The 21698-nt window shown below is 37.9% G+C and carries 16 protein-coding genes; 5 read left to right on the forward strand and 11 right to left on the reverse strand.

All coding sequences use genetic code 11. The features are described from left to right. Window positions 1–11: 11 nt before the first annotated feature. From R2Q70_RS02640 to R2Q70_RS02655, 4 genes are all read right to left on the reverse strand, one after another. Window positions 12–704 carry an ABC transporter ATP-binding protein gene (locus tag R2Q70_RS02640; RefSeq protein ID WP_316806114.1) on the reverse strand — a complete coding sequence of 231 codons (693 nt, stop codon included), beginning with the start codon at window positions 702–704 and terminating at the stop codon, window positions 12–14. 2 nt (window positions 705–706) lie between these two features. After that, window positions 707–2179 (reverse strand): DUF5687 family protein, encoded by a 1473-nt coding sequence (locus R2Q70_RS02645; protein ID WP_316806115.1) that lies wholly within the window; start codon window positions 2177–2179, stop codon window positions 707–709. Window positions 2180–2236: 57 nt separating this feature from the next. Further along, window positions 2237–3517: a replication-associated recombination protein A gene (locus tag R2Q70_RS02650; protein ID WP_316806116.1), complete on the reverse strand. Its 1281-nt coding sequence runs from the start codon at window positions 3515–3517 to the stop codon at window positions 2237–2239. Between the two features lie 177 nt (window positions 3518–3694). Next, window positions 3695–5002, reverse strand: coding sequence for an MFS transporter (locus tag R2Q70_RS02655; RefSeq protein WP_316806117.1), 1308 nt, complete (start codon window positions 5000–5002; stop codon window positions 3695–3697). Window positions 5003–5137: 135 nt separating this feature from the next. On the opposite strand from R2Q70_RS02655, the gene R2Q70_RS02660 reads away from it, so the two are divergent. Beyond that, window positions 5138–5869, forward strand: coding sequence for a class I SAM-dependent methyltransferase (locus R2Q70_RS02660; RefSeq protein ID WP_316806118.1), 732 nt, complete (start codon window positions 5138–5140; stop codon window positions 5867–5869). Between the two features lie 119 nt (window positions 5870–5988). On the opposite strand, the gene hisS is transcribed toward R2Q70_RS02660, so the two are convergent. The 3 genes from hisS to R2Q70_RS02675 form a co-directional block, all read right to left on the reverse strand. Continuing rightward, window positions 5989–7380: a histidine--tRNA ligase gene (gene hisS, locus R2Q70_RS02665; protein WP_316806119.1), complete on the reverse strand. Its 1392-nt coding sequence runs from the start codon at window positions 7378–7380 to the stop codon at window positions 5989–5991. Window positions 7381–8161: 781 nt separating this feature from the next. Further along, complete coding sequence (locus R2Q70_RS02670; RefSeq protein ID WP_316806120.1) at window positions 8162–8905, reverse strand: LytTR family DNA-binding domain-containing protein; 744 nt, start codon at window positions 8903–8905, stop codon at window positions 8162–8164. Window position 8906: 1 nt separating this feature from the next. Continuing rightward, on the reverse strand, window positions 8907–10526 hold the full coding sequence (locus R2Q70_RS02675; protein ID WP_316806121.1) for a sensor histidine kinase: 1620 nt from the start codon (window positions 10524–10526) through the stop codon (window positions 8907–8909). 588 nt (window positions 10527–11114) lie between these two features. Between R2Q70_RS02675 and fumC the strand changes: the two genes are divergently transcribed. From fumC to R2Q70_RS02695, 4 genes are all read left to right on the forward strand, one after another. Beyond that, the gene (fumC, locus tag R2Q70_RS02680) at window positions 11115–12512 is read left to right on the forward strand and encodes a class II fumarate hydratase (protein WP_010600542.1); all 1398 of its coding nucleotides are present in this window, start codon (window positions 11115–11117) and stop codon (window positions 12510–12512) included. A gap of 184 nt (window positions 12513–12696) precedes the next feature. Then, entirely contained in the window at window positions 12697–13080 is a 384-nt protein-coding gene (locus R2Q70_RS02685) for a hypothetical protein (protein ID WP_316806122.1), read from the forward strand. After that, window positions 13067–13636, forward strand: a complete 570-nt coding sequence (locus tag R2Q70_RS02690; protein WP_316806123.1) for a fumarate hydratase — start codon at window positions 13067–13069, stop codon at window positions 13634–13636. Before R2Q70_RS02685 ends, R2Q70_RS02690 begins: the two co-directional genes overlap by 14 nt. Before the next feature lies 1 nt (window position 13637). Next, the gene (locus R2Q70_RS02695) at window positions 13638–14444 is read left to right on the forward strand and encodes a S1/P1 nuclease (RefSeq protein ID WP_316806124.1); all 807 of its coding nucleotides are present in this window, start codon (window positions 13638–13640) and stop codon (window positions 14442–14444) included. A 134-nt stretch (window positions 14445–14578) separates the two neighbouring features. On the opposite strand, the gene aspS is transcribed toward R2Q70_RS02695, so the two are convergent. The 4 genes from aspS to R2Q70_RS02715 form a co-directional block, all read right to left on the reverse strand. Next, window positions 14579–16324 (reverse strand): aspartate--tRNA ligase, encoded by a 1746-nt coding sequence (aspS, locus tag R2Q70_RS02700; RefSeq protein ID WP_316806125.1) that lies wholly within the window; start codon window positions 16322–16324, stop codon window positions 14579–14581. 231 nt (window positions 16325–16555) lie between these two features. Then, the gene (locus tag R2Q70_RS02705) at window positions 16556–16960 is read right to left on the reverse strand and encodes a hypothetical protein (protein WP_316806126.1); all 405 of its coding nucleotides are present in this window, start codon (window positions 16958–16960) and stop codon (window positions 16556–16558) included. Window positions 16961–17070: 110 nt separating this feature from the next. Continuing rightward, entirely contained in the window at window positions 17071–19512 is a 2442-nt protein-coding gene (locus R2Q70_RS02710) for a TonB-dependent receptor domain-containing protein (protein WP_316806127.1), read from the reverse strand. Between the two features lie 426 nt (window positions 19513–19938). After that, window positions 19939–21618 (reverse strand): dipeptidyl-peptidase 3 family protein, encoded by a 1680-nt coding sequence (locus R2Q70_RS02715; RefSeq protein ID WP_316806128.1) that lies wholly within the window; start codon window positions 21616–21618, stop codon window positions 19939–19941. Between the last annotated feature and the right edge of the window lie 80 nt (window positions 21619–21698).

Consider the following 21698-nt stretch of genomic DNA (forward strand, 5'->3'; position numbering starts at 1 on the left):
TAGTACAAATGTTAAGCAGAGAAATAACTCTCTAATTCTTTAAGTGTATTTTCATCTGTTGCAAAATCTTTAATGATCCGGCCTTTTTCAACCAAAATTATTCGGTTACACACATCGGTTACATGATTTAAATCGTGGCTGGAGATAAAGGTGGTCATGTTGCCGGGATATTCCTTTAATAATTTTTTTAATCTGATTTGCGTTGTTGGATCGAGGTTGGCAAATGGTTCATCCAGAATTAGCAGTTCGGGCTTTTGCATCAATGCTGCAGCAATACCGACCTTATTTTGATTGCCCTTGCTAAAATCGCGGATATATTTCCCACTATTTAATATCTCACCATTAAAAAACTCCCCATATTGAGTCAAATAAGTCCCTACATCGGCTACGCTTAAATTATTTAAGCTGCCAATAAATGTGAAATATTCTTCAGGTGTTAGGTAATCGATCAAAAAGCCTTCATCCAAAAAAGAAGCTGTATAATCTTTCCAGCCATCACCATTCATTACGTTTTCACCTTTTGATAAAATGGCACCATCTGTCGGGCGAATCAAATCCAGCAACATCCTGAAAAATGTTGTTTTTCCGGCGCCGTTGTTTCCAACCAGACCAATCGTTTCACCTGGCTGAATTTGTAGATGATCAATGTTTACAACTGTTTTATCGCCGTAAACTTTCTTCAAACTTTTTATTTCAAGTATCATAATTATTCTCTAAAGCCTTCGGCTATTTTATAACGTTGTTTTTCAAATTTTGCTGTAATCAGGTTTACCCAGAAACCCCGCATGAATAGGTTGATTAATCCAAATATTCCAACTGCAAACAAGCCCCAATAGGGTTTATCTGTTAAACCAAATGGCAGATAAATCAATATGGGAAACAATAGGAATGGAAAACCTAATATCCACTGTGTGGCGCCTACACCTTGCCAGTTAAAACTTGCGCTTTTATTAATTTCCAATCTCTTGTAATTTAATGTAGCGAAGTACAACACGATGACCGTTCCAAAACCAATGTTGTATAAGAAGGCAGCCAGATGCAGCAATAATAGTTTTGGACTTACAAATCCGTAAAAACTCGCCAACAATGTAATTACGGTAGATGCAATTGTAAAGAGTAAAAACTTAGCTTTTATAAAATTTTTTAAATCGATTTTATTAGCGAGCAAGCCATCGAAATGAGCACTTTGCCAGGCAAACATAAACTGTCCGTAGGTTAAGATTGAGAAACCGGTCATGAAAATTGCTGCAAAAATCATCATCCCGAAAGAGTCGGCATCAATCATCGGTTTTTTGTAAAAGAAAAACCCGTAGAACAGAAAAAGAAATCCCATGAGTACCGAATTTCGTGGGCGCTTATGGCGAATAACCAGTTTTAATTCTAATGCTGCTAACTCCCCAACTTTACCAAAACGATTTAAGAAAGCATAATCTGTACTCACTTTTTTCTCCTTTTTTGAACCAAGCTCTTCGATATATAAATTACTTCGTAAAAAACTGGAGTTGACATAAAATACAGCAAAAGCCGCCAACGTAAAGCCAAATCCTAAATAAGGCCTTTCTCCAATGGCACGGAAAACAAAATCAGATACGTTGATTAACGAAATAACTTTAAAATACTCCAGGGCGGCAAAAATGGCGATGATAATAAAACCTCCTAGTGTGTAAAACACATTTGTGATCGATTTTCTCTTGATATAAAGTATAAGGTAGTTGTTAAATAAAGTAATCGAAATGATGGAAACAATATACATAATAGCCGCAAAACCGCCATACTCATCAATAATCTCCATGAAAATGAAAGGAAAAAACAGAAAAATCGGCCAAATATTAAAAGCTGAAAAAAGTGCCTTTATATTTAAAAAGCTGATGATTTTACCTTTTGGAACTTTTAAATGCAAATATGGAATGATGCTTAAAGTCGGGAGCTCCTGAAGCTGTAAACGCATTACAAAGTCGAACGCAAAATAATATAAAATGATTCCATTAAAACTGGTTAGAATATCAACACCTTTAAAAATTTCTGGCAAAAAAACCGACATTCCAAAACCCACTCCAACGGCAACAGCCAGGAAATAAAGCATAAAAAAGCCCAGAACAACCTGAGCAACAATACTGCCACCCCGGTTTCGCGAACGCCAGAAAGATTTCCTTTGATGGCTTAAAAAAGTACTCAGCATATTACAAGTTTAGTATTAGTTCTTTTTATTAGTAGCCATTTGCAGCGAAATGTTACACTAATAATTGTATTTGTCTTTCCAGTTTTGTTTTAACTTTTCACGCAGCTTTTCTTCTGCAGGGTTTTTTCCCGGATCGTATAATTTTGTTCCGCTTAACTCATCAGGAAAATATTCCTGGGCCTCGAAGTTTCCTTCATAACCATGAGAATATTTGTAATCTTTTCCATAACCAATATTTTTCATCAGTTTGGTTGGCGCATTTCTAATGTGAAGTGGAACCGGCAAATTACCTGTTTGCTTCACTAGTGCCTGAGCATGATTAATGGCCTCATAAGATGCATTGCTTTTTGCAGAACTGGCCAGGTAGGTAACGCATTGCGATAAGATAATCCTGGCTTCGGGATAACCAATTACATTTACGGCAGTAAAACAATTATTGGCCAAAAGCAAAGCATTCGGATTGGCGTTACCAATATCTTCTGATGATAAAATGAGTAGTCTGCGGGCAATAAATAACGGATCTTCACCACCTTCAATCATTCTGGCTAGCCAGTAAACTGCCGCATTAGGATCGCTACCGCGAATGGATTTAATAAATGCCGAGATGATGTCGTAATGTTGCTCACCAGCCTTATCATATAGTGCCAGATTTTGTTGCGCATGTGCAAGAACATTTTCGTTGGTCAGTTCAATTTTACTCCCGCCAATTCCATTGATCGCAATTTCTAAAACATTCAAAAGTTTGCGGGCATCACCGCCACTCAATCGGATTAATGCTTCATGTTCTTTAATGGTGATGTTTTTTTGCGCCAGAACGGAGTCTTTCTTTATCGCCGTTTGAAGTAATCCAGCCAACTCATCTTCCGTGAGGGATTTGAGGATGTATACCTGGCAGCGGGAAAGCAAAGCGGAAATGACTTCAAAAGATGGATTTTCAGTGGTAGCGCCAATCAGCGTTACTAAGCCCCGCTCTACAGCACCGAGCAAACTATCCTGCTGCGACTTACTGAAACGATGAATCTCATCGATAAATAAAATCGGCAAGCCCAAAAAACTATCTTTAAGCTGGGCTGCCCGATCGATTACTTCGCGGATATCTTTTACACCACTGTTGATGGCACTTAAGTTAAAAAATGGCCGATCTAAAGCCTGAGAAATAATATAGGCAAGGGTTGTTTTCCCAACACCCGGAGGCCCCCAAAATATCATTGACGGGAGCTGACTGCTTTCAATCGCCTTACGCAAAACGGCATCAGTTCCAACCAAATGTTTTTGCCCTACATATTCATCCAGATTTTGAGGGCGCATTCTTTCGGCTAATGGAGCTTGATTTTGCATAATGGTAAAGATAGAAAAATTGAGGTTCTAAAAGCTGCTTTTTGCTACAAATTTTAGCCAGAAAACTCAATGTGGTATTGAAGTTTTATATCTTCAAAATCTGAGTTTCTCCAACCAAACTTATCGATGTTTACATGTTTCCTTTGACATAATTAATCCGGCCATTATAATCCTAAATCAATCCTCTATTTTCGAATGGTGTTTGGTATCTTTCATAGTGGTATATAGAATTAGAGAAATTAAAATGCAGGCAGTAACGTACCAATAAAAATAATTTTCGTGACCAATATTTTTAAACCACAAAGCGAAATATTCTGCGGTGCCGCCGAAAATGGCAACGGTTAACGCATAAGGCAAACCCACACCCAAAGCCCTGATTTCGGCAGGAAACAACTCTGCTTTGACAACAGCATTAATACTGGTATATCCACTTACAATAATCAGTGCGCCAATCATCAACAAGAAAATAATGGTGGTATCGGTGGCAGTTGCAAGGCCCGTTAAAATAGGAACAGTACACAACGTACCCAATACCCCAAAACCAACCAGCAAAGGCTTTCTGCCGATTTTATCTGATAATAAACCGAATAGTGGTTGTAGAACTGCGAAAACCAGGAGCGAGATAAATGATAACGTTGTTGAGGTTTCTTTACTGAGATGAACGGTATTGACCAAAAACTTCTGCATGTAAGTGCTGAATGTATAAAAGGCGATGGTTCCGCCTAAGGTCAATCCCACAACAGTAAAAACTTCTTTTGGATATTTCATGAGCACTGCAATCCCTCCTTTTTTCTCTTCCTTATCTTTGCTTTTAAAGGCCGACGTCTCAGCAATGTGCCTTCTTAGATACAATGCAATGAAGGATAAAATTGCACCAATAAAGAAAGGTATTCTCCAACCCCAGGCACTTAGTTCTTCTGGCGTGAGCAACCAGTTTTGTAAGATCAATTGAATTCCTAAGGCTAATAATTGCCCGCCGATTAATGTTACGTACTGGAAACTCGAATAAAAACCCCGATGCTTCTGGCTGGCCATTTCACTTAAGTAAGTGGCTGAAGTACCATATTCACCACCGGTGCTTAAACCCTGAATTAACCTGGCAAATACCAATAACAAAGGAGCGGCAATTCCGATCTGTTTGTAGCCTGGTGTTAAGCCAATAATTAACGAGCCGATTGCCATGATTAATACCGAAAGCGCCATCGATTTTTTTCTGCCTTTTTTATCAGCTATGCTGCCAAAGAGCCATCCGCCAATTGGCCGCATTAAAAACCCTACCGCAAAAATCCCGGCTGTATTTAGTAATTGGGCCGTTGGATTACTGTTTGGAAAAAAGATAGGCGAAAAGTATAAAGCAAATGCCGAATATGTATACCAATCGTACCATTCTACCAGGTTGCCCACCGAGCCTCCAAAAATGGATTTTAGCCTATATTTCACATCACTCATTTCATCTGGCTTAAAATCTTTCGAGGTTTTATTCATGCGTTTTAGAAAATTGATTTTTTAAGTGATTTAAACACTAATAGATAAGTTTTGTTTATTTGTAAGATAGTGCTAGATTAATTGATTTGCAAGATCGTATTCAAAAAATCACTTATTCAAATTCAATCCTGTAACATGAAAGATAACTTTTCTACTCAAGCGGCCGAATATGCCATTTACCGTCCAACTTACCCACAAGAGTTGTATGATTATCTTTTTTCTTTAGTAAAAAATAAGGATGCTGCATGGGATTGTGCGACAGGGAACGGTCAGGTTGCCCGGGTTTTAGCGCAACATTTTCAAAGTGTTTATGCAACTGACATCAGCGAGAAACAATTGAACCAGGCGCTGAAACTGCCTAACATTTTATACCAGGTAGAATCTTCAGAAAAAGCAAATGTTCCTGATCAAAGCTTCGATTTAGTTACGGTTGCGCAAGCTATCCACTGGTTTAATTTTGATGCCTTTTACGGAGAAGTAAAGCGTACGCTAAAACCAGATGGTGTGATAGCAGTTATTGGTTACGGCCTGATGTTTATTGATAAAAAAGTTGACCAGGCAATCCATAAATTATATGAAGATATTTTGGGGAAATACTGGGATAGCGAACGCCGTTATATTGAAGAAGGTTATAAAACCATTCCATTTCCTTTCGAGGAGATTACTGCACCACATTTCCAAATTAAAACATCATGGAATTTTAACCAGATGATTGGATATTTGAATACATGGTCGTCATTGCAGCATTATAAAAAAGCAAATGACAGAAACCCTTTGGAGTATATGTTTACAGAATTAAAGGAAGCCTGGGGTAATGATGCGGTTAAGGATGTTCATTTCCCGATCTTGTTGCGGATAGGAAGATAGGTTTAACCGCAAAGGAAAGGAAGATAAAAGCGCAAAGAAACGCAAAGTTAGATGTTTAGTTTTTACTTTCAGCTTTGCGTTTCTTTGCGGAAAACCTGGCGTCCTTTGCGGTTATACCCCTATTTCAACACATCCAAAATACCCAAAACCGTCAGCTTCTTTTGCTCACCACTTTGCATATCTTTTAAGGTTAATTCGCCGCTCGCAATTTCATCGCCACCAATTAAAATAACATAAGGAATATTTTTAGCATCGGCATAAGCCATTTGTTTTTTCAGCTTTGCTGATGATGGATAAAGTTCTGCCGCAATACCGGCATTTCTAAGCTGCTGCAAAATCGGCAGGGCATATTTTTCAGCTTCAGCATCGAAATTACTGATTAAAACTTTCGTTCCTACTTCTGCTGATGCAGGAAAAAGATTCAGTTCTTCCAGTACATCATAAATCCGGTCAGCACCAAACGAAACCCCAACCCCTGTTAAATCTTTCAAGCCAAACATGCCCGTTAAATCGTCGTACCGACCGCCGCCTCCAATACTGCCCATGGCTACTTCATTGGTTTTAACTTCGAAAATACAGCCAGTATAATAGTTTAAGCCACGAGCCAAAGTAATATCCAGTTCAAGCTTTGCGGTTAATGGTAAACCGTAAGAAATCAAACTTTCTACATATTCAAAAACCTGTTCAATTTCGGCAATACCCTTTAAGCCAGTTTCAGAAGTTGCTAAAACTTCTTTTAAACTTGCCAATTTTTCCTCATTGCTTCCCTCCAATAAAATTACCGGACGAAGTTTTTCTAAATCATCTTCTGTGAAACCACGTTCCAATAACTCTTTACTCACACCATCCAAACCGATTTTATCGAGTTTATCGATGGCAACCGTCATGTCGATAATTAAATCAGGTTTACCTATAATCTCGGCGATGCCTGATAGAATTTTTCTATTATTAATTTTGATGGTGAAATCTTTCAAGCCTAATCTGGCCAAGGCTTCATTGTAAATCAGGATAAATTCAGCTTCGTTTAGCAAACTTTCAGAACCCACTACATCAACATCGCATTGATAAAATTCACGGTATCTGCCTTTTTGCGGCCGGTCGGCTCTCCATACCGGTTGTACCTGAAAACGTTTAAAAGGTAAAGTGATTTCATGTTGGTGCATCACTACATAACGAGCGAAGGGAACAGTTAAATCGTAACGAAGTGCTTTTTCGGAAATTAGCGGAATGAGAGTATTACTATTATCATCCTGAGCGAAATCGAAGGATTTCTTTTTGGCATCTTTTAAATACTCACCACTATTCAGGATTTTAAATATCAGTTTATCGCCTTCATCGCCATATTTCCCGGTTAAGGTAGAAAGGTTTTCAAAACTTGGCGTTTGAATTTCCGCATAACCATATTTCCTGAAAACCGATTTAATGGTATCGTAAATAAAGTTGCGTTTTACCATTTCAACGGGTGTGAAATCGCGGGTACCTTTTGCTAATGAGGGTTTAATAACTGACATAGCCGCAAAAGTACAAAAATGTATGTTTAAACCTCGCAGGTTTTCAAAACCTGCAAGGTTTGTTCTAGCTAATAATATTTTTATCGCCTGGTGGAAGCAATCGTCATTGCAAAGCACAGTTTATCCCGATTTTTCGGGAAAGCAATCCTAATGCGATCGCAATGATTTGCAATGCTAATGACAAAGATTTCTCCGCTTCGGTGGAAATGACGGTAATGTTATTGCATAAAGAAATCGGAAAATATGAATATTTTAGCGGTTGTTCCTTCTCACAAGATAAACAATCAACCAAACGATTAATCCGACTGGAACCATTAATAAAATGCAAACCACAAGAAGTATGATTATTTCGGGAGTGCCCAGCATTGCTGCGTAAGCGAAGTTTATTAAGCAAACTAAACAGAAAGTTAAATAGAGCGATTTTAGCGTTTTCATGATTTAAATATAATGAATAAATTGAAACGTGAGTTAATCTCACTTCCCTAAAACAGACTTAACACACCCAGTACCGTTGGCTAAAGCCGAACAGCAATGAATAAGCTTGACGCAGATATGCAATGTTTTATTCCTTGCCGTTGGTTTCAACCAACGGTTTTTAAAATCCAACTGTATAGGCTTTAGCCAAAATCTGCACTTGGCAAGTGTTGATCGTAGCAGTTTCGATGCCAACTAAACCGATGGCAGCGGAAATACTTTTTGTTTCAGGTTTTCGGCAGGTCCAGACTGACAATCAAAAAAAGATTCATCTATCGGCTGGTGTCCTCACCTGCCGAAAAACCATTTATTTCCCCAATACAGCTTTTACCATTTCTCTGTTCGGTTTTGAAACGGGGATTTTATCTCCGTTATTCATCAACAACATTCCGCCGTCTTCTTTCAACCAGCTTTTTACAAATTTGGGATTAACCAAATGGCTTTGATGCGCCCGAACAAAGCCCTGCGGTTTCAGCAGATCAGCATATTCTTTTAGCGGTTTGGAGATTAAAATTTTTTCATCACTAGATAGATAGAAAAAGGTGTAAGTATTATCTGCAACGCAACGTATAATATCATCAATAGAAACATAACGGATTTCATGTTGCTGCGGTAATGCAATTTTTGGAACGGCAGGTTCACTTCTTTTGATTTGATTGAGCAGAAAACTCAGTTGCTCGCCATTCATTTTATTTGCAATTCGCTCTTTGGCTTTCAAAACCGCTGTTATTAATTCATCGGGGTCGACAGGTTTTAGCAAATAATCCAATGCGGCAAACTTTACAGCCTGAATCCCATAACTGTCGTATGCTGTAACAAAAATAACTTCGAAAGTTTTATCGCCTAGCTGGTTTAACAAATCGAACCCCGTCTTTTTCCCCATTTGAATATCCAGGAACAGTAAATCTGGATGGTGCAAATTTACTTTTTCAAACGCATCATCAATATTATCGGCAATAGCGACTACTTTAACTTCATGGCAATGCTTTGCCAGCAAAACCTTCAGGTTCTCTAAATTCGCCAGCTCATCATCTACTAAAATCGCCCTCATTTTATAACCATTGTGTTAATGTAATTGTTATTGTTGTGCCACTGGAATTAGATTGAATACCTAAAACAAAAGGCGTGTCTTTGTAAATCGTATTCAGTAAAGATATTCGGTTTTTGCTTAGCGCCAAACCTAAACCATTGTAAGTTTGGCCGGTATCGAAACCTTTTCCATTATCAGTTATTTTCAAAATTAAGTCTGCTTCATTTTTCTCGAAACTAATTTCAATTTTACCTTCATTTCCTTTCTCTGCTATGCCATGTTTAACTGCATTTTCAACAAATGGTTGCAGAAGCATGGCTGGTATTTCGATATTATCAGTGTCTAATCCTGCAGCAGCATTTATTTTGTACTGAAAGCCAAATCGTAATTGTTCCATCTGTAAATAATCATCCAAAAGTGTTCTTTCTTCTGTTAAACTGATAAGTTCTTTACTATCCAAAACATTGCGGGTTAATCGGGCGAATTTGCTCAGGTAACGATTAGCTTGATCGATTTCATTTTTATTCACCAGGTTCTGAATGCCAGCCAAAGCATTAAACAAAAAATGTGGATTTAACTGCGAACGAACGGAATCGAGTTTGAGTTGGGCTAATTCCTTTTGATGTTGTTCGTATTTTACTTTACGTTTGTTTTTGCGCTTAATGTATACACCAATCAGACCAACTACTAACCCTATTAGTGCACCAAAATAGCCAAGGTAAGTAAAGAGTTGTTTAGTGGAGAAAAATTTTTCCTCTTCTAAAGTTACAGAAAGCTTATATCTAGCCGTATATTCTTCGATTTCCTTTGCAGAAATATCACAATTAAGGCAACCATCCAATTTTATCGAGGGCTGAATAATGATTTCATAATCACCTGACTCCCTAAAGAGACTTCTATCGATTTTTAAATATGGTAAAAAGTCATTTCTTTCCACAATACCTCCATATTGCCAAGTTGTAGAATTGAAAATTATTTTATTTGTTTGTTTATCTTTTATTGATGTGCTATAAATATAATCTATCTCTGATCTTTCTTTTACTATGGTTAGTTCATCATCTTCTTCCGAAAAAGTAAGATCAGTATTTTCTTTTGGGTTGGGAATCCAGCTATAGTCCACACCTTTATCAGTTTTAAAACGCTTTGAAAAACTTTTGATTTTAGCTTTAGGAATCGGCTTTGCATAAAAAACAGATTTATCGATATCTAATGGTTTTTCCACACTGTATACCAATACGGTAATCACTTTGCCTTTTATTGGGAAATTACCAAGTGTTAGCGAATTGAATACTTCTTCATCTCCTCCAGCATGAGTTTCGATGAGTTGTGCTTTGTTGATCGATTTATTTACGGCTATGGGATTATCATCTATTAAAATTGTGTACCGATAATTTTCTATATTATTTGTCTTCCTAAAATTTATTTGAAAATTTATATTGTTAACTTCTGGCAAATAATTAAATGTTGCATTTGGTTGATTTGGAAATACAATTGAATAAAAGATATTTTTGGCTGAGCTATCAACTGACATGAGTAATTTTCCTCCGCCGGGATATTTCTTATTAAAGTCTATGCCTTTTTGACTATAAGTTGTAGATATCGCAAAAATGAAACTGAGAAATGTTAAGGTTAACTTTTTCATAACTTTTAATTTTTCATAAACCTCCGCTTAAAAGCTGGTTTACAAAACCCCAAAATAGTAAATGAAACCATCAACCTAGCATTTGAATGGTTTCGGACAGTATTTAAATTTCCATGGTTAGAAGGCGGTCGTCATTGCGAGGGAGTATTTCACGACTGCGGCAATCTCCTTTTTTACTAATGAGATTGCTTCGTTCCTCGCAATGATGGAAAGTGTGCAGAATATGGCACTCGCTAAACAAGCCACAACCAAGAACTACAACAGTAAGTAGCTAAACCCGATGGCAGCGGAAATACTTTTTAATTCGCAGCAACTCAAAATATTGTCATGCTGAGGCACGAAGCATCTGCAACCGATGAAAACGATGCTTCGTACCTCAGCATGACAAAAGCTAATTAAAAAGATTGAAGCGAATCAGCGGGACCGAACCAACGCCAGAAATACTTCAGCACCTTTCCAAATCTAATCTGTGTAATCCCTAAATCTGTGCAATCAACCCGAAGGCACTAGCCTGAAGTAAATATCGAATATAATACCTTGCTTTATAGGCAAAAAACTTAAATTTGCGACAACAAAAATCAAATTATAATGAGTTTCAGAATAGAACACGATACCATGGGCGAGGTTCAGGTGCCTGCCGACAAATATTGGGGTGCACAAACCGAACGCTCACGCAACAACTTCAAAATCGGTCCTGAAGGTTCAATGCCTAAAGAAATTATTCATGCTTTTGGCTACTTGAAAAAAGCTGCGGCTTTAGCAAATACCGAACTTGGCGTACTTTCTGCAGATAAAGCTGATTTAATTGCTAAAGCTTGCGATGAAATTATTGCCGGCGATTTAGACGACCAATTTCCACTGGTAATCTGGCAAACCGGTTCTGGTACGCAAAGTAACATGAACGGAAACGAAGTAATTGCAAACCGTGCCCACGTCATCAACGGCGGTGCATTGGCTGATGATAAAAAAGTGCTTCACCCGAATGATGATGTGAACAAATCTCAATCATCAAACGATACTTACCCAACTGCAATGCATATTGCAGCATATAAATTAACGGTAGAAAATACCATTCCTGGTTTAGAGCAATTGCGTAATGCTTTGGCTAAAAAAGTTGAGGAATTTTCTGGCATTACCAAAACCGGTCGTACCCACTTTATGGATGCTACGCCCTTAACTTTAGGACAGGAATTTTCTGGCTATGTTCAGCAAATCGACAACAGCATCAGGGCCATTAAAAATGCTTTGGTAATGGTTGCTGAGTTGGCTTTGGGTGGTACAGCTGTAGGAACTGGCTTAAATACACCAAAAGGTTACGATGTTTTAGTGGCACAAAAAATTGCCGATTTAACAGGTTTACCCTTCGTTACGGCTCCAAATAAATTCGAGGCTTTAGCTGCGCATGATGCAATGGTTGAACTTTCGGGTGCTTTAAAACGTACTGCAGTTGCTTTAATGAAAGTGGCGAATGATGTACGCATGTTAAGCTCTGGTCCGCGTTGTGGTATCGGTGAAATTGTAATTCCAGATAACGAACCGGGTTCATCAATTATGCCAGGAAAAGTGAATCCTACACAACCAGAAGCGTTGACTATGGTTTGTGCTCAGGTAATTGGTAACGATGTTGCGGTTTCAGTTGGCGGCATGTCTGGCCATTTTGAGTTGAACGTTTTTAAACCTTTAATCGCGGCAAACGTTTTACAGTCGGCCCGTTTAATTGGCGATGCCTGCGTTTCTTTCACGGTTAAATGTGCGGAAGGCATTACCGCTAACTTGCCAGAAATTGAGAAACATTTGCAAAATTCGTTAATGTTGGTAACGGCTTTAAATCCACATGTTGGCTATGAAAACGCTGCTAAAATTGCAAAGAAAGCGCATAAAGAAAATAAAACATTAAAAGCTGCGGCTGTTGAATTAGGCCTATTAACCAACGAACAATTCGATGAGTGGGTTCGTCCGGAAGATATGGTTGGTAGTTTAAAATAACATTTAGAAAAGCAGGGCCATTAGTGCATCGGTTACGAAAGCCCCGCTTTTGCTACAAGTTTTTGTAAAGTTACTAACGCTAATGGGCCAATTGCAGCGTAGCGTTAGTAACTTTTAAATACAAAAAGCTTTCCGCGTCAATCGGGTTTATTTAACACAATACAGCAATTCAAACTCAGTTTGTATGGCGCAAACGAAACAAGTTAAAAATATGGGAAGTTCATTTACCACAACACTATTCAGTTTCATTTCGATTGTTCCACAAATAATCGGTTTTATTGCTTGCTGCTATTACATTTCGAAGCAGGTAAAAGCCGATTCGATACTGCTGATTATTGGATCTGGCATATCATTGTTATTAACAATATTTTACCACTTTGTGATGCCATATTTCACGCAGAATAATGGTCTTTCTATGGTTGATGTCACAAGTTACTATACCATTGCCGGAGTAATTGGCTTTTTCGCCGGGATATGTTTTTCAGTGGGTTTATTCATGTTAATTAACAATACTTTAAACGCCAATAAAAACTTTCCAAGTAAATTCCCCCCGAATGAGTTTAAATAGTATGCTCACAAATATCACATTTAATCCACTAGAAAATAACAGGGGATTTATTCCATTAAGGCGTATTTACCTTTTACCTTTCGCCTTATACCTTTTATCTTTTTTAGCCGCCTGTACCCGCTTGCCAAATGTTCAGGGCAAGGGAGAAGCTTTTATGCAAGGTGTGTGGAATCAGGATTCTGTAGCCTACAGCAACAAATTAAGCAATTACACCAAACATCATTTTAAGTTCAGCTGCGATTCGGTTTACATTGATTTTGAAACCCACAGCAAAGTGAATTTTTACGAAGATTCTTGTTACAACAACGGCATTTGGAAAGAATATGCGAAAGGTGTTTATGGGGTTAAAGGCGATACTTTAATTGTGGGCGCTACCTTTACCCATGCCAATTACAAACAAAAAATTTCAGGCTGCTATCGCATCGGTAGATACGAGAGAAATTTCCTGATCAAAAAAAAATCTGCTGATACCTTGGTTTTAGAAAGCATGAGCGATCAGCGAGAAATTACATTATCCCTAAAAGAAAAAGTTACCTGCGTACAAAAAGAATTATAAAATGAAATTTACATCAATTAAAAAAAAGTTGGCTACTGCCGCTGCCATAGGTCTGTTGGCTTATTTACCAATGCAGGCAAACGCCTGGGGCATGATTGGCCACCGCGTAGTGGGCGAAATTGCCGATAGCTATTTGAAAACCAAAACCCGCAAAGCCATCCAGGCAATTTTGGGTTCAGAAACGCTTGCCATGTCGGCAAACTGGGGCGATTTTATTAAATCAGACTCTACCTACAACTACTTATATAACTGGCACTTTGTAAACTTACCAGCCGGACAAAGCAAAGAAGGAATTTTTAACTTCCTGGAAACAGAAAAATCGCCAAACTTATATAACAAAATTTTGGAGTTAACCGCTGTTTTGAAAAAGCCAAGCAGCACAGCTGATGAAAAGAAACTGGCATTACGCATGTTGGTACACATGGCTGGTGATTTATGCCAACCGATGCATGTTGCCCGTAAAGAAGATTTAGGCGGCAACAGGGTTTCTGTGTTATGGTTTAACGAGAAATCGAATTTACACCGTGTTTGGGATGAACAATTGATCGAGTATCAACAATTAAGTTATACGGAATACGCAAAAGCGATTAATCATCCTTCTGCAGTGCAGTTGTACAACTGGCAAAATACCAGCTTAAAAGAAAATGTTTACGAATCTTATCTGGTTTGCAATAAAATTTACGAAACCACAAAGCCAGATTCGAAATTAAGTTACCGTTACAACTTCGACTGGGTTGATACCTTAAATCAGCAATTACTGAAAGGTGGCGTTCGTTTAGCGAAAATGCTGAATGATATTTACGGATAAAAAAAGAGCCCTAATAGATGTTAATTAGGGCTCTTTTTTATTAAGCAAATCGTCATGCTATCCCGTATGTACGGGATCAGCATCCCTTCTAATTAAGACCCTGAACTAAATTCAGGGTGACGACTTAAGTATTGTTATAAATCAGTTTTGATCTTCAATTCTTTTAATTGTTTATCATCAATTGTACTTGGGCTATCAATCATCACATCTCTGCCAGAATTGTTTTTAGGGAACGCAATTACATCTCGAATCGAATCCAAACCGGCAAAAATCGACGTTAAACGATCGAAACCAAATGCAATACCGCCGTGTGGAGGTGCACCGAATTCGAAAGCATCCATTAAGAAACCAAATTGTTTTTGTGCTTCCTCTGCGCTAAAGCCTAGATGTTTGAACATTAAAGCTTGCAATTCCCGATCATGAATACGGATGGAGCCTCCACCAACTTCAGTTCCGTTAATTACCATATCGTAAGCGTTCGCACGAACATTTTTCGGATCGGTATCTAACAAAGCAATATCTTCTGGTTTTGGTGAAGTGAACGGGTGGTGCATGGCATGGTAGCGTTCTGTTTCTTCATCCCATTCCAACAACGGAAAATCTAACACCCAAAGTGCCGAGAATGTATTTTTATCGCGTAAACCCAAACGGTTACCCATTTCTAAACGAAGTTCGTTTAATTGCTTGCGCACTTTATCTGTTGAACCCGCCAGGATTAAAAGCAAGTCGCCTTTTTCAGTAGCAAATGCTTCACTCCATTGTTTCAAGTCATCTTCATTGAAGAATTTATCAACCGAAGATTTAATGGTTCCATCTTCATTATGACGGGCATAAATTAAACCTGTAGCACCAATTTGCGGACGTTTGATAAAGTCGGTTAGCTCATCTAATTGTTTACGGGTGTAATTTGCTGCTCCTTTTGCATTGATACCCACCACCAATTCAGCGTTATCGAAAACAGGGAAGCCTTTACCTTTTACCAAATCGTTCAGTTCTACAAACTGCATGGCAAAACGAGTATCTGGTTTGTCAGATCCATACAAGCGCATTGCATCAGCGTATTGCATACGTGGCACTTCAGGTAAATCATAATTGCGCACTTCTTTAAATAAAGTACGGATCAAACCTTCGAACGTATTCAAAATATCTTCTTGCTCGATAAATGACATCTCGCAGTCGATTTGTGTAAACTCAGGCTGGCGATCGGCTCTTAAATCTTCATCTCTAAAACATTTCACAATCTGGAAATACCGGTCGAAACCAGAAACCATTAGCAATTGCTTAAAGGTTTGTGGCGATTGAGGCAAGGCGTAAAATTCGCCTTCATTCATGCGGCTAGGCACCACAAAATCTCTTGCTCCTTCTGGTGTAGATTTAATTAAAACAGGCGTTTCAACCTCGATAAAATCTAAAGCATCTAAATAACGGCGAACCGATTGTGCCATTTTATGACGCAAAACCAGGTTATTACGAACAGGGTTACGGCGTAAATCCAGGTAACGGTATTTCATGCGCAACTCGTCGCCACCATCCGTTTCATCATCGATCATGAATGGAGGTAATTTTGCAGCGTTTAAAATTTCCAAAGCAGAAACTTTAATCTCTACGTCACCGGTTGACATTTTTGGATTTTTGTTACTACGCTCTACAACAGTACCCGTAGTTTTAATTACAAACTCGCGACCTAATGAACGTGCTGCTTCGCAAAGTTCACGGTTATCATCCATGTTAAAAACCAGTTGTGTAATACCATAACGATCGCGGATATCGATAAAAGTCATACCGCCTAAATCTCTTGATTTCTGTACCCAACCACACAGGGTTACACTTTCGCCTAAGTTATTGAGGGTAAGTGCACCACAAGTTACTGTTCTTAACATATATTGTAATCTAAATTAAGCGGCAAAAATACCGAATTTGTTTTAAAGTTTTTAAAAGAAGATTTAATGAAATTTTTAGCTGATTAAATCAATCACAATTTATGGATGCTATTGAAAGCAACTAGATCTGGACTCTTTTTCGATCACAAATCAAAAGAGATTGCGAAAATATTACCAATGAAAAATCCGTAATATCTTGGCAATGACGGCAGGCTTAGAAGATTTGGAACTTTAATACTTTTCCTCCAAAACTATTTCAATAGCCAACACCTTCCATTCGCCACCAATATTTTTCCATTGATAAATTTCTTCCGTTTGGATGGTTTGCTTTTTAGAGAAGATCAATAAATTAGGTTTAATGATGATTGATTTACGGGCTATTTTTTCGGTAAAAATTTCGTTTTCGAAAGATGATTTTATCCGGTAATGACTTGTTTCAATACTTTTTGAATTTCTAAAAAGGCGCTGAATATCCGCCTTATAATCCCTCAAATTTAATGTGACCGAATTTGTACCCGTGTATTGAAAGGAAGGATCAAAAATAGAAAAGTAGCCATCTGCATCTTTCGCCTGTAAAGCTGTGTCTTCTTGTTTATGTAATGCATCAATCGCTGAAATGATTAAATCGGTTTCCATGGCATGAAGTTAATGCTTTGTATTTTGTTTTCAAATTTATGATGAAACCATTCATTACATTCCACAAAAAAGCCACCAATGATTAATTGGTGGCTCGTGATTGGATCAGTCTAATTCTTCATTCTTCCCTGCTCGGCTTCCAAACCTGTGCTCCTGTTACGGGCAGGCTTGATTTCATTTTTACCAAAACGATAAGTAAATGTTAAACTCACGTATTGTCTATCGTTAACACCGTATAGTGTGTAATATAAACCGGGAAATGCACTGTTAATATTGTTAATCTGCGTATTGAAAATATCATTTGCAGCAAGCTTCAAACTTGCTTTTTTATTTAGTAGCGACTTGCTAACCCCTGCATCAAATCCATAACGCGTTCCAATTTCCATTACGCCAAAAGTAACCGGACTATCATAGCTAAAATTTAATTCAGCTGATAAACCAGGCTGGATTTTAAAGCTATGCTGTGATTTAAATTGAAATGAAGTGCTTTTGTTATCCAGCTTTTGCCCGGCAATATCTGGCGCTTTAAAACCAATATGAAATAAATTCAGGTTGTTATTGCTGCTCCACCATTTCGTTAAACTTACCGGTACATTAATCACCATTGAATATGCATTTTGTGTAGCAATATTCTGATTGGTTTGATACAAAGCCTGTTTTTCGTTATCAGGCAAAATTACTTCTGTAATTACGTCAATCGTTCTGCTATAATTTAAGGTTACCGAATATTTCTTTTTCAGCAAATAAGTAAACTCAAAATTATTCGTGTATTGAGGATTTAAAAATGGATTTCCCTGGCTGTAGGTATATTGATCCAGGAAATAAACAAAAGGGTTTAGCGCATCATAGCTCGGGCGGTCAATCCGGCGACTGTACGAAAGACTGATGTCGTTATTTTTATCCAAAGTCTGGTTAACAAATACACTCGGGAAGAAGTTTAAATACTCCCGCTCAATAACTTTATTCGTGGTAATCGAATTTCCTTTTGATGTAGTTTGCTCAGCCCGTAAACCCAACTGAACGCTGGTTTTTTTGAACTGCTTGTTAAAGTTCACGTAAGCTGCATTTACATTTTCATCGTACACAAACTGATTGCTGAGCAACTTATTGTTTTGCCAGTTGTTATTTAAAAACTGCTCGGCAATTAAATTATTATCCGTTGTTACCCAACTGCTTTTCAAGCCGGCCTCCAATTTCATCTGTTTTTTTAACGGAAGTGCATAATCAATTTTAAATGCTTTAATGTTGATTACAGATGGGGTAATGTTTCTGGTAATTACTGTTGGCCGAATCAAACTTCCGTTATTAAAAAAGTAATCGCTCACATAATCAGCATCATCGTTGCCTTTGTATCTTCCATAATCCAAATCAATGGTTAATTCCTGTCCGGCACTATCTAAAACTGATTTATAGTTTAAATTATAAGATAAGTTATTGTATTTATTCCTGATGATATTGTTGGCCAACACTGAAGAATCTTGTTGAGTAAAAGATCCGCCAATGCGGGTTCTGTTAACCGAAAATTCTTTATTGCTGCCTTCATAACCAGTTACCAAAACGCCAATCGTGTTATTTTTATTAATGAAATAATCTACACCAGCTTTAAAATTTTGCCCATGGTTTCGTTTACTAAAATCACTTCTTTGAGAGAAATAACGGTTGCTCGGCGATACGGTTGCAATCCGGTCAATCTCCATAAAGGTTTCCCGATCTCTTTGATAATAGTTATAATTCCCGAATAAATTCAAAGATTTTGTTCTGTGATTGATGCTTCCACCCGCACTCGATCTGAATTTTGTACCGCGACCAAAAGCACCTGTTAAACTTCCGTTGGTGCCGCCACCTTTGTTCTTTTTGGTTTTGATGTTAATGATACCCGAGTTGCCCGCAGCGTCGTATTTTGCCGATGGATTGGTAATCAATTCAATGGTTTCAATCTCCGAACTCTGCATGCCCCGAAGTAAATTAGCCACATCGCCGCTGCTCATGTAAGTTTGTTTTCCATCTATTTGAATCAACACACCTTGTTTGCCCTGCATCGAAATGTTATCGTTCTGGTCAACATTTACACCGGGTGCTTTCTGCAATAACTCTAACGCAGTAGATCCCGAAGCAATTGAACTACTGGCCACATTCATCACCGTCCGGTCCATTTTTCGTTCTACCAATGGAACATTGGCCGCAACGGTAACCTCTTTTAAACTTTGACTGGCAGCGCTGAGCTGGGCTAAACCAAAATCAATTTTCTGGCTATCATCAAGTGTTGCAACTTTACTTTTTAAGGTTTTGTAACCCATGCTACTCGCCTTGTAAAAGTAATTGCCTTTCGTATTTACTGCAAAACCAAAAGCCCCGGTTTGATCGGTAAATGCTGTTTTTACAATGCTTGAATCAGCTGCTTTAAAAAGCACAACGGTAACATAATCGGCAGGTTTTTTATTTTCATCAAGAATAATTCCGGTAATATTTGCTTTAGGAGTAGTCTGTGCCGTAACCTCAAAAGAAGTAAAAATGGCTAATATGATAAGTGATAATTTGTAAAAGGTTTTCATCTTTTCTAGTATAAATAGTTTAAAATTTGGGCAAAAGAATTCCATAGCCACTTATTTAGCGCTTTTCAAATTTTGCCTTCTTATTTTAAAGTTTAGTTCGGAAACGAACGGTTCCCATTGTTTAGTTATCAGTAAGACGATGGTTTTTTGGAAAGGTTACAGCAGGATGAAAAAAAGTGAAAATAGCGTAGCTAAAAGCGCTTTAATGATTAGAAAGTTAAAGGCACTGAAAATGGCCGCTGTAGCCCTGCCATTTACTACAATCTTTTAAAAGGTGACCTTTGAGGGATAACGAAAGTAGTGCAACCTTTTAAAAGTATTTTCGTTTCTGTCAGGCTTATGAAACAAAAAACAGTACACAAAAAAACCGCAGACTAACAGAAAAAATCCTGCGAATCTGCGGCTATATTTTATAAAACCGAAGCTCTATTTCACGCCTAAAACATCAACTCCCTGTTCAAAAACAACATCAACAGGAATATTTTTTCTGGTCAATCTATCCAGGTCTTTTTGAAGTTCTGCAGAGATAACCGCTTTTTCTTTTTGTGCTTTTTCTACGGCCACCTTATCACCATTACCTTGAAGGGTGATAATGAAAGCACTTAGCTCATTCATGGCTGTTGCGAATTTTTCAAAATTTACTTTGTAAGTTCCTTTGCTCGTACGTTCAAAAGCACCTTTCTCCTGAAAATAATTAAAACATTGCATGTTGGCTTTGCCATGTGCTTCAGAAACTCCAAAACGAACGGAGCGTAAAATGCCAGCCATGAATGTGGTGTAATAATCTTTAATGTCGCCCGTTAACTCTCCTTTTTTCAAAAGGCCAGTAACCATATATAATCCCAAAACATCTGCTTTGCCTTCTTCCAGCCAGCTATATTGTTCTTTCAAAGCCTCACGTACGAAACCTTTTCCGGTAATGGTTTTTTTAATTCCTAAACCATGCGCTACTTCGTGGAACATCACATTGGCAAAAAAAGCATCGAACTTGATATATTTCTGCTGATCAGCATCAATTAACTCTTTCGAAATGGGAACCAGAATTTTATCAAACTTAGCCTGCATCGCGTTTTTCAATTGTGATCTTCGCGTTCCTTTTTCCTGCTGAATCTTTTCATCATTTGGCAAGTTTACCGCAATGGTTTTCGATCCTGCATTGCAATCACCGGCATAATAAACCACATCGTAAGCATTCAGTTCAGAATCTGTTCCTGGTGTTTCGGTTTTATATTTAGCCGCAACAGGGAGGTTTTTCTGCAATTCTGGAAGCATTTTTACGTATTTCGCCAAACGCTTGCTCCATTCTTTATCTTTAATCAGTACATAAGCTTCGTAACTGGTTCGGGCATTGAAAAGTTTATCTTCATAATTCTCAATTGGCCCAATAATGATATCCAAACCATTGGTCTTCATATCTAACCAGGCGTAATCACTTGCGGTAAAATTATCGGTAACCAAAGCATCAGCTCTTAAGTTCAGGTATTTTTTCAAACCAGCATCTTCCGCAATTAATGCTGCCTGCTTTAGCAAAGAACTTGCTTTTTGTAATTCTGCAGCAAATAAAACATGGTAAGGAACAGTGGTTAACTTACCTGCAGTATCTTTTTGGATTACAGAATAAGCACCAAATTTATCAGCCAAATCAGATTTTTCAATTTCAGCTTTTGTAATCCCGTAAGGATAAAATGAAGCACCTTCTGGCTTGGCACCTACACCAGCAACAAACGGTTTTTCATTATTTAATCGATCCCATGGACCGTAGTTAATGTTTACAAACTCCCTGGTTTTCTCATCCTTAATGGTTGCCAGCAAACTATCGCGTTGCGGATAAGCCTGTTTCCAATACAAATCGTCCATAATTTCGGCAGCCTGTATCAGCAATGGTAAAATTTTTCTATCGTTAATGCTAAGTTGATTCAGGTTTGTGGAAAGCTTAACCTTCTCATAAATAGGCAAACGTTGTGCTACGTAATCAATTAAACTATCGGTTTGAACAGTGGCTTTATTATTATTTTCTGCTTTATCGGTATTGGTGCAGCTAGATAATAATCCTGCCGAGATAGCCAATGCAGATAAATATGAGAGGGATTTGTATAGTTTCTTCATTATTAATGTATATCGCGACTAAATTAGTAAAATTTGAAGGCTTTGTATAAAGTTTGATGTAATGAATGAATTTAACCTAA

It is taken from the genome of Pedobacter agri (assembly GCF_032678665.1).
Taxonomy (GTDB): domain Bacteria; phylum Bacteroidota; class Bacteroidia; order Sphingobacteriales; family Sphingobacteriaceae; genus Pedobacter; species Pedobacter agri_A.

What these genes read in the sequence shown, in the direction of transcription:
- R2Q70_RS02640 (WP_316806114.1), bottom strand. Translation starts at nt 704, where the DNA reads ATGATACTTGAAATAAAAAGTTTGAAGAAAGTTTACGGCGATAAAACA.
- R2Q70_RS02645 (WP_316806115.1), bottom strand. Translation starts at nt 2,179, where the DNA reads ATGCTGAGTACTTTTTTAAGCCATCAAAGGAAATCTTTCTGGCGTTCG.
- R2Q70_RS02650 (WP_316806116.1), bottom strand. Translation starts at nt 3,517, where the DNA reads ATGCAAAATCAAGCTCCATTAGCCGAAAGAATGCGCCCTCAAAATCTG.
- R2Q70_RS02655 (WP_316806117.1), bottom strand. Translation starts at nt 5,002, where the DNA reads ATGAATAAAACCTCGAAAGATTTTAAGCCAGATGAAATGAGTGATGTG.
- R2Q70_RS02660 (WP_316806118.1), top strand. Translation starts at nt 5,138, where the DNA reads ATGAAAGATAACTTTTCTACTCAAGCGGCCGAATATGCCATTTACCGT.
- hisS (WP_316806119.1), bottom strand. Translation starts at nt 7,380, where the DNA reads ATGTCAGTTATTAAACCCTCATTAGCAAAAGGTACCCGCGATTTCACA.
- R2Q70_RS02670 (WP_316806120.1), bottom strand. Translation starts at nt 8,905, where the DNA reads ATGAGGGCGATTTTAGTAGATGATGAGCTGGCGAATTTAGAGAACCTG.
- R2Q70_RS02675 (WP_316806121.1), bottom strand. Translation starts at nt 10,526, where the DNA reads ATGAAAAAGTTAACCTTAACATTTCTCAGTTTCATTTTTGCGATATCT.
- fumC (WP_010600542.1), top strand. Translation starts at nt 11,115, where the DNA reads ATGAGTTTCAGAATAGAACACGATACCATGGGCGAGGTTCAGGTGCCT.
- R2Q70_RS02685 (WP_316806122.1), top strand. Translation starts at nt 12,697, where the DNA reads ATGGCGCAAACGAAACAAGTTAAAAATATGGGAAGTTCATTTACCACA.
- R2Q70_RS02690 (WP_316806123.1), top strand. Translation starts at nt 13,067, where the DNA reads ATGAGTTTAAATAGTATGCTCACAAATATCACATTTAATCCACTAGAA.
- R2Q70_RS02695 (WP_316806124.1), top strand. Translation starts at nt 13,638, where the DNA reads ATGAAATTTACATCAATTAAAAAAAAGTTGGCTACTGCCGCTGCCATA.
- aspS (WP_316806125.1), bottom strand. Translation starts at nt 16,324, where the DNA reads ATGTTAAGAACAGTAACTTGTGGTGCACTTACCCTCAATAACTTAGGC.
- R2Q70_RS02705 (WP_316806126.1), bottom strand. Translation starts at nt 16,960, where the DNA reads ATGGAAACCGATTTAATCATTTCAGCGATTGATGCATTACATAAACAA.
- R2Q70_RS02710 (WP_316806127.1), bottom strand. Translation starts at nt 19,512, where the DNA reads ATGAAAACCTTTTACAAATTATCACTTATCATATTAGCCATTTTTACT.
- R2Q70_RS02715 (WP_316806128.1), bottom strand. Translation starts at nt 21,618, where the DNA reads ATGAAGAAACTATACAAATCCCTCTCATATTTATCTGCATTGGCTATC.